The sequence below is a fragment of the Stenotrophomonas sp. GD04054 genome, assembly GCF_029836955.1.
Classification (GTDB): domain Bacteria; phylum Pseudomonadota; class Gammaproteobacteria; order Xanthomonadales; family Xanthomonadaceae; genus Stenotrophomonas; species Stenotrophomonas maltophilia_A.
In genome coordinates this window covers 13,056-25,396 of the sequence record NZ_JAOECR010000037.1, presented here as the reverse complement: position 1 = coordinate 25,396, position 12,341 = coordinate 13,056, and the positions used below count along the sequence as shown (strand labels likewise).

The following is a 12,341-nucleotide window of genomic DNA, read 5'->3' as shown; positions in this document are numbered from 1 at the left end:
ATTCCGGATAAAGAAAAGCCCCGCATGAGCGGGGCTTTCTTTTCTGCTGCGAACGAGCGTTCGATCAGAACGGAATATCGTCGTCAGCGAAGTCGTCCATCGGCGGCGCCTGCTGCGGCTGCGGGCGCTGGTTGCCACCCTGGTTGCCGTAACCGCCACCCTGGTTGCCGCCCTGGTTGCCATAGCCACCGCCCTGGCCGCCGCGCTGGCCACCGCCACCGCCGCCGTACTCCTGGCGCGGCGCCTGCTGGCGCTGCGGGCGATCGCCGCCGTAGTTGCCGCCACCGCCGCCACCGCCGCCACCGCCGCCACCGCCGCCTTCACCACGGCCGCCCAGCATCTGCATTTCATCGGCAACGATGTCGGTGGAGTACTTCTCCACGCCGTCCTGGCCGGTGTACTTGTCGTAGCGCAGGCTGCCTTCGACGTAGACCGAGCTGCCCTTGCGCAGGTACTCGCCGGCGATCTCGCCGAGCTTGCCGAAGAACACCACGCGGTGCCATTCGGTACGTTCCTGCTGGTTGCCATCCTTGTCCTTGCGGACGCTGGTGGTGGCCAGGCTGATGCGGGTGATCGCCATGCCGCTCTGGGTGTACTTCACGTCCGGGTCGTTGCCGAGGTTGCCGACCAGGATGACTTTGTTGATGCCGCGCGCCATAGGTAAGTGATTCCATTGTCCGGGGGCTGGTGCCTGTCATAGCACACAGCCGGAGTTGCCGATACCCGGCCGCCCATGGGTGGGCACTGCCAGAAACCCGGCATTCTATCATCGAGCCCCGGCCCACCGGGCTTGCCTCTACTCCCCCGACCGCCAGCGTGGCGACCGGGGCGGACGTTCACCTCTCCCGGATCAGGCCGCCTGCGACGGCACGCCGCCCAGGGTCACCTTGTCACGCCGGCCGGTGGCCGGATCGGTCCGGTGCATGGACAGACTGCGCCCCGCGAACGGCCCGGTCAGCAGATCGCCCAGCATGGCCTCGGCCAGGCCGTTGCCGGGCTGGGCGAAGGGAGTGATGAACTCGATCAGCCACAGGCGATCGCCGCTGTTCCAGTCGTCCAGTTCCAGCCGCTCGCCGGCTTCCAGCTTGCGCTCGGCCTCCTCTGACAAATTGGCCCAGATTGCAACTCCAAGCGGCAACTGTTCCAGCGCCTGCTGGGTCACCCCGGCGAAGGCCGCACCGGCCTCCTGCATGCCCGGCAACGGCGGCAGGGTGCCGAAACGGAACACCCGGAACTGCTCCTTCAGCAGCGGCGGCATGAATGACCATTCGAGGTCCTTCAACTGCATCTCACGGTGCAGCGGCGACTGTGAAAGCAGCCAGACGATCTGGCCGAGGGCCTCGGCAACGGTGCGCGGCGCCCCGTCGGGGGTGGTGGTGGTGGTGGCGGTCGTGGACGTGATCATGAACGGGAAATCCTGTAGTCGGGAATGGCGGTCAACAGTTCCATGGTGGCCGGATCGCGCGCCGCTGTGCTGATGCCCTGGGCATAGGGCTGGACGTCGAACGTGGACATCGCTTCGATCATCTGGAACCGCTTCTTCTGTGCCAGCGCCAGATTGTCATGCAAGGCTGAGCGCTGTGATGCCTGGCCGGAGGGAATGCTTTCGTCGATGGGAGCACGATGTTCCGAACGAGCCGATTGCTGCATCCGCTCGGCGGCTGTGGGCTCAACGCCACCGAAACGATCCCCCGGTTCCGTCACTGCTTGCGCCACCGGGGCCTGCGGCAGGTCAGCTGCAGGCGCGAAGCGTGGATCGCCGCCTCGACGGTTGACCCGGCCGGAGGCGGCATCACCGCTGCCCAGGTCGCGTCCGCCCTTGCCGGCGCCAGCATTCAGATTCAGGCCGTCACCGTTGCCCTCCTCATCGCGCTCGCCGAAAGCGAAGAACATGTCCGACAGCGCCGCCTGGGTGCCATCGGTACGGGTGTACTGACCGTTGGCATAGGTGGTGTTGTCCGCCGATGTACCCGGCATCTGCCCGGTACGGCGCGCATCGAGGTTGATCGACGCCACGCCGGCCTGCTGCAACGTCAACAGCTCACCCGCCTGGCTGATGCCATCGCGGTTGGCGTCACGCCAGACCTGGAACTCTCCGAAGCGGGCGTCATTGGCATCCAGACGCCGATCACCATTGCTGTCATAGGCAGCCAGACCTTCGAGGTCGGAATGGGCCCCCTCCAGATCCATCGTGAACGAGATTTCGGCGCCGGAATCAATCGTGCCGTTGCGGTTGCGGTCGAGCACCAGTAGACCGTCGTGCGGCCCGACCCAACCGGTCAGATCACGCACGCCATCACCGTCCATGTCAAAGCGCGTGGCGCTCTGCGCCCAGCCCACGGTCTCCACGCCGTCGCCATCCAGGTCAAGTACGACCGGACCGAGGCGCCCGCCCCATTGGTTGACGACAAACTTCAAAGGATCACTCCACTGCCCTGCAGAATCCACCGCCTGAACGACGATTTCATACCAGGTGTCGTAGTAGGTTTCCTGGTAGTAGCCCGCGCCGCTGCCTCGCGGATCGCCCCAGTTTCCAGATATCTCCGTTCGACGGCCGCCACGGCCCACGATGCGCGAATCGAAGATGTTGCTTCCGTAAGAAGTAAGGAAACCATCGCCCGAGATACCGCGCGTTGTAATACCTCCATCGAGCATTTCGGTTTCACCCGAGTAGGTATCCCAATACTGGCTGGAGATGCCAGTGAACTCCACTGCACTGGTGACATGCATGATGGCGTAGAAGTCCTCCTGGTCACTCGCTGAGAGCACCTGATAGAAATTCCCATCCTGCCAAGTCACGACCGTCGGCCGCTCATTGACGTTCTGCACATTGATCGTCACCCAGGTGCTGCTGGACAGGCCACCACGATCGGTGACCGTCACCTGGATCTGGTGGCTCTGCGCGGTTTCATAGTCCAGCTGCCCGTGCAGCGCGATCTGACCCGTGGTGGCGTTGATGCCGAACAGGTTGCTGGCACCACCTGTGATGGCAAACCGGTGGTCGCGGTTGTACCACTGGCTGTCGGGGTCGGACCAGTTGGTGAACTGGAACACGGTCTGGCCCGCGCCCGGCGCCGATTCGGCCAGCGTCAGACTCTGGCCCCAGGTCGTCGGTGCCTCGTTGACGTCTTCGATGCGTACCGTGATCTCGCGATTGCCCGACACCAGCGCACCATCCGTGGCACGGACCGTGACGTTGTAGTAAGCCTCCAGCTGGCCGTCGCCGTCGCCGTCGATCAGCTGCAGGTACGGTGCAACCGCTTCGAAATCGAAGCTGCTGACATTGTACTTGAGCTGGTTTCCGGAAATGACGAACCAGGCGAAGGGGTCGTTGATGATCTGATACGAGGGTACGGTCCCGTCCGGATCAGACGAGGACAGCGTGGCTACCACCTGCCCGGACACGCCGGTGTTCTCGGAGGTGAGCGCCACGTGCTGTACGACGTCCGGCGTTCGTGGTGCTTCGTTGACGTTGGACACGCCCACTTGGAACACCTGGTCGCGGGTCGCGCCGTGGGTGTCGGTCACCCTCACCGTGATTGCATGCGAAGTGGCGGCCTCGTAGTCCAGCAGCCCGCCATTGGCAACGCTCAGTACACCAGCCGCGGTGATGGCAAAGCGGCCGCCAGCGTTGTTGACCAGGGTGAAGGTCAGACCGTCGGTAACGTCCTGGTCCTGGCCGCTGAACCTGCCGACCTCGGTGCCGTTGCCCGAGTTCTCGGCAATGCTGAGCGAGCGGTCGGCAGTGATGCCATGAGGCGCGTCATTGACGTCCTCCAGGCGTACGGTAATGGTGCGCGCACCTGCCGAGGTCAATCCACCGGATACCGCCTTCACCGACACCGAGTACACCACTTCCTGGCGGCCATCGCTGTCAGCATCGCTCAGGGTCATGCCGGCGGCCTTCAGCGCCTCGAAATCCAGTACCAGGCCATCACGGAACTTCAGCTGGTTGCCGACCAGGGTGAACCAGCCGCGCGCGTCGCCCTCCAGCACATAGCTGTAGGTGCCATTGCCACCGCTGGAAGCCAAGTTGGCAATCACCACACCACCCAATGCTGCATTCTCCGCAGCAATCGCCACCGGCTGGCTGGAGACGGTCGGCGTGGCCGGGGCTTCATCGACGTTGGTCACCGCGACGGTGAAGGTCTTGTCGCGGGTCAACCCGCCCGAATCGGTCACCCGCACCACGATCTGGTGCGAGGTGTTGGCCTCGTAGTCGAGCAGGCTGGCATTGGCCACGGTCAGCACACCGGCTGAGGAAATCGCAAAGCGGCCGCCCGCGTTGTTGGTCAGGCTGAAGGTGAAGCCATCGTTGTCCGCATCGACGCGGGCGAAATTGCCGAGCACCGTGCCATTGGCCACCGGTGCATCCGCGGTTGACTCGACCGTACTCAACGCGCGGTCGACAGTGATGTCGGTCGGACGCGCGTTGATGGTGACCGACAGCGTCTGCGTCTTGCTGCTGGTCTTGCCCGTCGCGGTCTCCTTGGCGATGGCAGTCACCGTCAGCGCCGCAGTGCCGGTCAGGTCGGCCGACCACGTGGCCGGACCGACCAGCGCCAGACCGGCCAGCTGCGCCGGCGTCAGCGACCACACGCCGTTGCCCAGGTTCGTGCCCTTGTTCAGGGTCAGCCCGGTCGGCAGGTTCGAGATGCGGATCTCCAGGGTCTCCGAACCATCGGCATCGGACAGCGCCGCCTGCACATCCAGCGTCAGCGTGCCACTATCAAGTGTCTTGCCGACCTGCACGGCACGGGTAATCACCGGCGCGTCCACTACCGACGCCACATTCATGAAGAACACGCGCTCGGTCACCAGCCCACCGGCATCGGTTGCGATCAGCTTGATCGCAACGCGTCCGCTGGCGTTGCTCTTGGGCACCAGCGTCACCGTGCGCTCGCCGTTGGCCCCCGCAGTGATGGTCGGAGTATTCATCCAGGCCACCACCGTCGTAAGGTCAGTGGCATCCACCGCCACGGCACGTACGGTGACCCCGGACGCCGGGGTCAAGTCATCACCGACGGTGAACTGCAGGGCGACCTGGCCATCCTCGTTGATCGACTGATCCGGCACGATGCTGATCGACGGCAGGCCGTTGCCATCCCAGTAGTGCCGCCACTGGTTCTCGAACGTGCCGTCGGCATGCAATGCCTGATAGGCCGCGACCGTGGCGGGCCTGGTGCGGCCGGCCATCAACGCGACCAGTGCCTCTGCATTGATCGTGCTGCTGGCGTGCTCGCCGGCCAGGAAGAAATCGATCTTGTAGTTGGCGCGATCATTGGCGTTGGTGGTGGTGTACCAGCCCTTGATCGTGGTCACCACACTGGTACCAATCACCGAGATCACCAGATCGTCGCCGGTTCGACTGAACCACAGATCATTGCGACTGATGTCGCGATAGCCGATGACGTCGATATCGTCGCCACTGGAGTCGTAGTTGCGGATTTCGTCGGCACCGGAGTTGCGGTCGATCAAGTAGACGTCGCTATCATCGCCACCAATCAGGATGTCGTTACCGGCGCCGCCATACAGGGTGTCATTGCCTGCCTGCGCATCGAGCAGGTCGTCACCATCACCGCCATACAGCGTGTCATTGCCAGCGCCGCCGTAGAGCTTGTCGTTGCCCGCGCCACCCTCGATGTAATCATCCCCAGCGCCACCAGTGATGACGTCGTCGAACCCACTGCCGATCATGCGCTCGAACGCATCTTCCAGCACATCGCCGGCGGCCGCCCCGCCATGTGTTCCGGTAGCCAGGTTCAGCACGATGCCCGCAGTCGCCGAGGCGTAGGTCAGCGTATCGACACCGGCGCCTCCGGACAGGGTGTCGGCACCGACGCCGCCATCGAGGATATCGTCGCCATCGCCACCGCGCAGGATGTCGTTGCCGACGCCGCCGCGCAGCGTGTCATTTCCGATGCCCCCTTCCAGCAGGTCATTGCCGGCACCGCCATCGAGGATGTCATTGCCGGCGTCGCCGTACAGGCGGTCATCACCGTCTTCGCCATACAGGTTGTCATCGCCATCACCACCACGCAGTTCGTCGACGCCTGCGCCACCGTACAGCGTGTCGCGACCCAGCTCGCCCCACAGTTTGTCGTCGCCAGCCTCACCGCGCAGATTGTCATCGCCATCGCCGCCGTACAGGTCGTCGTTGCCACCGCCGCCGTTGATGATGTCGTTGCCGCCGAGCCCCTGGATCACGTCCCGGTTGGCCTGGCCGACCAGCGTTTCGCCAGCGGCAGTGCCGTACAGGTAGTCATCCCGGTTGACCACGGTGAAGACCAACTGCTTGCTGACGCTCAATCCGGCGCCGCCGCGATCGGTCGCAGTGACCGTCACGGTGACGTTGCCTCCCGCTTCATAGTCAACGATCGCCCCGGCCTTAAGGCGCAGCTGGTTGCCGTTGATGATCTCGAAGCGGCTGTCGGACACGCTGAACACCATCGTGGCGAAATCACTGCCGGCGGTGGTGTCTGGATCGGTGGCCGACAGCGTGCCGAGCAGGATCGCCGGCAGCGCGGTTCCGGTGGGAACGCGATCGGTTTCGCTGAAGCTGGTGGTGGTGGCCGCGAACACCACCGCCGTCGGCGCTTCGTTCTCATCTTCAATGGCATAGGTGAAGCTGAGCGTCGAGGCCGATGCCAGGCTGCCGTCGTACGCCCTCACGCTGGCGGTCAGCAGCACCTCCTTGATGCCATCGCCATCCAGATCGACCAGGGTCGCGCCCTGCGCGGCGGCCAGCGTCTCGAAGTCGATCGCAACGCCCGCACGCACACGCACCTGGTTGCCCACCACTTCCAGCAGGCCACCCGGGTTGGTCACCAGCTGCAGGGTCGGCGTGGTCTTGTCGGGGTCCCCGATCACGAAGGTGCCCACCACCGTACCGGCCCCGGTCTTCTCGCCGGCCAGTACGGCCGCAGTGTTCGGTGGCCGGGTCGGCGTGAACGGCGCCTCGTTGACGTTGCGGACGTCGATCTTGAAGTCCTTCTCGAACCACGCGCCGGCGCCGTCGGTCACGCGCACCCGGATGGTGTGCGCGGTGGCGGTCTCATAGTCCAGCTTGGTGCCATCACGAACGCTGAGCGTGCCATCGGCGGTGAGCTTGAAGCGGCCGCCGCCATCATTGATCAGGGTGAAGCTGGCCGTATCTTCCGCGCCGTCGCGATCGACATGGCCGAAGCGGCCCAGCGACAGGTTGTTGGCGGCGTTCTCGTCCACGGCCAGCGGACCGGGTGCGAGGATGTCGCTGGGCGCGTCGTTGACCGAGCGCACCTCCAGATCGACGATCTGGTCGGCGGTATTGCCGTCGGCATCGGTGACCCGGACCACGAAATGGTCATTGCCGTGGCGGTCCGCCGCCGGCGTGTAGACCCAGGCGCCGGTGGCCGCATTAAGCGTGACGGTCCCCATGCCGGGGGCGGTGATCACCGTGTACCCGGTGATGTTCCCGTCATGGTCGACGGCATTGACGCTGCCACTGAGCGGCACGTCCTCGTCGGTGGCCAGGTACTGCGTTTCGACCAGCGGTGCCGGCTTGCTCGAGTTCTGCCAGTAGCTGCCGAGCATGCCCTGCAAGCTGGAGGACATCCCAGCCGGCACGGACGCCGACTCTGCCGCCATTGCCGCAAGCAGCGGCTCGGCGTGGGCGAGGAACAGCGAGCCTGCACCGGTCGCGATCTCGGTGATCCGGCTGGCGCCGGTGTAGTAGCCCGCGATGGTGATCCGAGTGCTGCCTCCAATCACGCTGACCAGCAGATCGTTGCCCACCTTCTGCAGCCAGACCTCGTGGTTGGCCACGTTCTGCAGCACGATGCGATTGACGCCCAGTGCGTCTTCGATGCGGTCGTTGCCACCCTCCCGATCGAACAGGTAGGTGTCATTGCCATCCCCGCCCCGCAGCAGGTCGTTGCCGGCCTCACCGGCCAGGGTGTCGTTGCCGGTGCCGCCATCCAGCAGGTCGTCGCCTGCGCCGCCCACCAGGGTATCGTTGCCGGCCTCGCCATAGAGCTGATCGTCTCCGTCCTGGCCCCCCAGGGTGTCATTGCCTTCGCCGCCCCAAGCCTTGTCGTTGCCCACATCGCCGCTGATCTGGTCGTCGCCCAGCCCGCCGTAAAGCTCGTCGGCACCGGCGCCGCCGGCCAGCACATCGTTGCCCCCGCCACCTTCAAGCCGGTCATCGCCGGCATCACCGGACAACGCGTCGTTGCCGTCGCCGCCCATCAGGGTGTCATTGCCATCACCACCGATGAGCACGTCGTCGCCCCCCCGCCCATCCAGCCAGTCGTTGCCACCCAGCCCGATCAGGCGATTCGCGCGTGAATCACCACTGATCGTATCGGCGAAGCCGTCGCTGCCAACTACGTTCTCCAGCGTGCTGACGCCGTTGACTGCAACCAGGGTATCGCCATCGGCGTGCCCGCCCGACAGAGTACCCGCAGCCAGGTCCAGCACCAGCGACGCAGTGGAGGTCACGTATCGGACGGTATCGCCATAGGCTTCACCCGCCACCGCGGCCTGGCCGAGGCTGATGCGATCGCTGCCGCCGTCGAGGATGTCGGCACCGGCGCCGCCCTCCAGCGTGTCGTCGCCGTCGCCGCCCCGCAGCGTGTCATTGCCATCACCACCGGCCAGCACGTCGTGACCTGCAAGACCCGTAAGCGTGTCCGCGCCATCGGACCCGAACAATACATCGTCACTCGCGCTACCGCCTTGGGAAAGCTGGCGGAACTGGCGCAGATCCAGCACCAGTCCGTCCTTCAACTGCATGAACTCGACGCGACGCTGGGCATTCGTATGATTGGCGAGCTTGATCGTACCGTTCTGTGCGGCGAAGACATCCACCTGGAGCGTCGTCCCGCTCAGCGCCAACCGAAGATTTGAGAGGCTGAGCCCTGCTCCCAGTACCAGCGTATCCTGGCCCCCGTCGGTGGCCTGGAACACTTCGCGCACGATCTGTTGCCCATTTGGCCCGTTTCGCCAGGTCGACGAACGGAACTGCCCCTGCGCCGATGGCCACGTGGTGGAGGCTGGCGCGTTCGCCACTGGGGCGTCAAACAGGAAGTCCACCTTGTCCACGCTCTGGTAGACAACGGTGCCGGATGCGATCTCCTTGACCGTCAACCGATACTGATGCTTGTTGCCCGCCGTTGTCTCGCCAAGGCCCAGATACTCCCAGGACGCCGTGTAGGCTGATCCAAACGTCCCTGAGCTGGACATCACCTCATCCAGATAGAAGGCGCCTTCATAGATGACATCACTACCGTCGCCGACGTTGTACTCATAGGCATCGTCGCCCTCACCGCCGTACAGCGCATCCGCGCCACCACCACCGCGCAGCACGTCCGCGCCGATGCTGCCGCCGAGGCGATCGGCACCGGCACTGCCTTCAATACCCTCGATGCTGCTGTAGACATCTCCCTTGGCGTCGCCGGTATTGGCGAACGTGCCTTCCAGGTAAACGCGCACCGCCGCACTTCCCGCGTAAGAGGCGATGTCCACGCCACCGCCGCCGAACAGGGTGTCCGCGCCGGCACCGCCGTGCAGCAGATCATCGCCCTGGCCGCCGTACAGGATGTCGTCACCCGCACCGCCACGCAGCGTATCGTCGCCTTCGTTGCCCATCAGCAGGTCATTGCCCGCGCCGCCGTCGATGACGTCATCGCCACCGTTGCCGGTCAACCAGTCCTTGCCGGCCGTACCGGCAATGGTGTCATTGCCATCGCCGCCCCCCAGCAGGGTCATGTCGGTGAGCGCATGGCGGCCGGTCGCGGCAAACACCATGTTCTCGATCGATCCACCCAGCGCGTACCAGTCCTTGATCGTGGTGCGGTCACTGGACGCCGAGAGGCGCTCCTTCTCACCATCGCGGCCGATCACCAGGCGCAGGTCATTGCCATCGCGCTGCAACATCACATCCTGGATGTCGATGCCAACGCCAAACTCCAGCGAATCAACACCCGCGTTGCGCGCAATCAGGCCATTGAGCGCGCCCTTGTGCCGGCGCAGCACCTGCGCCTCATCATTCCAGTCGTTGTGGCTGATCCAGGTGGAGCCATCGAAGTAGACCACGCCATCCTTGCTGACAGTGCCATCGGCATTGCGCACATAGCCGTTGACATAGGCGCCCCTTTCCCAGACCAGATCCCAGTTGTCGACATAGTCGTCCATGACGATGTCGTCGCCATCGCCGCGCTGGTAGCGGAAGACGTCATCGCCTTCACCGCCCACCACTTCGTCGTTGCCACGGCCGCCGACCACCAGGTCCGAACCCGTACCGCCATACACACGATCATTGCCATCATCGCCAAACACCGTGTCATTGCCCGCGCCGCCCAGCACCTGGTCGTTGCCGGAGCCGCCCATCACCCAGTCCTGGTCGCCATCGCCAGCAACGAAATCGTCGCCCGAGCCACCATTGCCGAAGTCATTGCCGGCCAGGCCCCGGATCTCGTCATTGCCGGCGCCGCCATAGAGGAAGTCCGCACCGTAGGTGCCCAGGATCACATCCGAGCCACCGGTGCCGATGATGTACGAGGTCATGTCGCCGATGCGGATGTCCTCGCCATCGGCAAACCGCAGCCACTCCACGCGATGCGAGGATTCGAACCAGTCCTTGATGGTCAGCTCATCGCCGGTGAGGGTCGCGTTGCCGGCGGCGTCATAGCTGACCAAGGCAATGATCAGGTCGTTGCCGGCGCCGCTGGCCGAGGAGCGGCGCATCTGGATGTTCTGCAGCGACAGGCCGGTGCCGAACACGATCGCGTCCTCACCACCCTTCACCGAGCCGTTGACCTCGTACTCGCCACCACCGGCCCAGTTGCGCGCCAACTGTCCATTGGCGATCTTTGCGAGGCGGTCATTCAAGCTGTCGCCGCTGCCACGGATGGCGTCTGCGCCCTCTTCGTCGTAGACCACATCGCGGCCGTCACCAAGCCGGAACAGGTACTGGTCCGCGCCGCCCCCACCGAACAGGCGTGCTTCGCCATTGGCACCCCGATCATCGCCAGCGCCACCGGCGATGATGTCCCCCCCTTCGCCACCCACCAGCAGGTCGTTGCCAGCGCCACCTTCCAGCCAGTCCGAACCGGTGCTGCCATACAGGCGATCATCGCCGGCACCGCCGTCGAGGTAGTTGCCGTTGCCACCACGCGCAGCGATCGCCAGCGCCTGTGCGCTGGCATCACCGATGGCGAAGTTCACATTGGTGATATTGCCGGCGAACAGCACGTCATTGCCGTCCCCGCCAAACAGCCAGTCATCGAGCAGGCCGCCCACCAGGGTATCGTTGCCGCTGCCGCCGAGCAGATCGTTGCCGAGGTCTCCACCCCGGACCAGATCGTCACCTGCACCGGCATCGATGACAGCCGCGATTTCGATGCGATGCGTGGCCGAAGGTGCGTTGCCGTTGACCAGCAGGCCGGTGGTGCTGGACAGCAATGCACCATTGACGATGATGCTGTCGCTGCCGGTTCCGCCGAGGATCCTGTCTTTATCTGCGGTGACGATGGTGTCGCCCAACGAGTGAACTTCGTCTCCGGTCCAGCTGACCAAGGTACGCTTTCGTCCTCCATCAGGATCGAGCGCCAACGTCATGTTGGAGGCGACCAGACCGACACCGTCTACAGCGCCGTCTGCCAGTTGATCAAGCCATGCAGCAAATCCCCCCGTCCAATCAGACGCTGCACGGCGGTTGAGTCCGAGCTCTTCGACACGGACGAGCGTAATGGCCCACTGTGCGGCGAACCCACTCTCAGGCGCTCCCGCAATCAGAGTATTGATTTCCCATGGAGACGCAACATATCGAGCGTAGTCGGAAGCAACGGCTATGTCGCCAAACAGATTGGTCGCACTGAAACCTGTCGGCGCATCTAGGCTGACAAGATTCTTTCCGATGGCACGCTTGATGTAGATGTCTCCACCAATCATCCGATCGAGTAGATTGGACAACGCCCGCACCGTACCGTAGGAAATTACATCCTCGGCCTTGGAGGTGGTGAATGAAGGCTCCGACCAATAGCGATACTTCTTGCCGTACGTTCCATAGGTACCGCCATCCACCGTCGCACCCGTTGCCACCCGGCTCCCCGACACCTCCAGTACCGCATTCATTGTGCCAGCGACCTGATTGGCCAGTAGCGTCGCTCCGATACTCACGCCGCCCGAGCGGGCACGAACGCCAGAAACGGTGAAGGTCGAGTTCGCCTCGTCCCAGGTGACAGATGCCCAAGAGCGCGGCTTCCCACTGGAGAACAAACTTCCGATCAATCCTCCGAATATGTACCCAACCAACGCGCCAATAGCCGCGCCGATGGGTCCGGCATAGGTCGTGCCAACGG

Annotated in this window: 3 protein-coding genes; all 3 read right to left on the bottom strand. The window is 64.4% G+C overall.

Annotated features, from left to right (window positions below; genetic code table 11):
- Window positions 1–64: 64 nt before the first annotated feature.
- Entirely contained in the window at window positions 65–658 is a 594-nt protein-coding gene (locus N7573_RS15930; protein ID WP_279912118.1) for a single-stranded DNA-binding protein, read from the bottom strand.
- A 192-nt stretch (window positions 659–850) separates the two neighbouring features.
- On the bottom strand, window positions 851–1,405 hold the full coding sequence (locus N7573_RS15925) for a toxin-activating lysine-acyltransferase (RefSeq protein ID WP_279912119.1): 555 nt from the start codon (window positions 1,403–1,405) through the stop codon (window positions 851–853).
- A complete protein-coding gene (locus N7573_RS15920) occupies window positions 1,402–11,523 on the bottom strand; it encodes a cadherin domain-containing protein (RefSeq protein ID WP_279912120.1) in 10,122 nt (3,373 codons plus the stop codon). The genes N7573_RS15925 and N7573_RS15920 overlap by 4 nt, the downstream gene beginning before the upstream one ends.
- Window positions 11,524–12,341: the final 818 nt, after the last annotated feature.

Coding starts and splice junctions, on each gene's coding strand:
- N7573_RS15930 (WP_279912118.1), bottom strand. CDS start 658: ATGGCGCGCGGCATCAACAAAGTCATCCTGGTCGGCAACCTCGGCAAC.
- N7573_RS15925 (WP_279912119.1), bottom strand. CDS start 1,405: ATGATCACGTCCACGACCGCCACCACCACCACCACCCCCGACGGGGCG.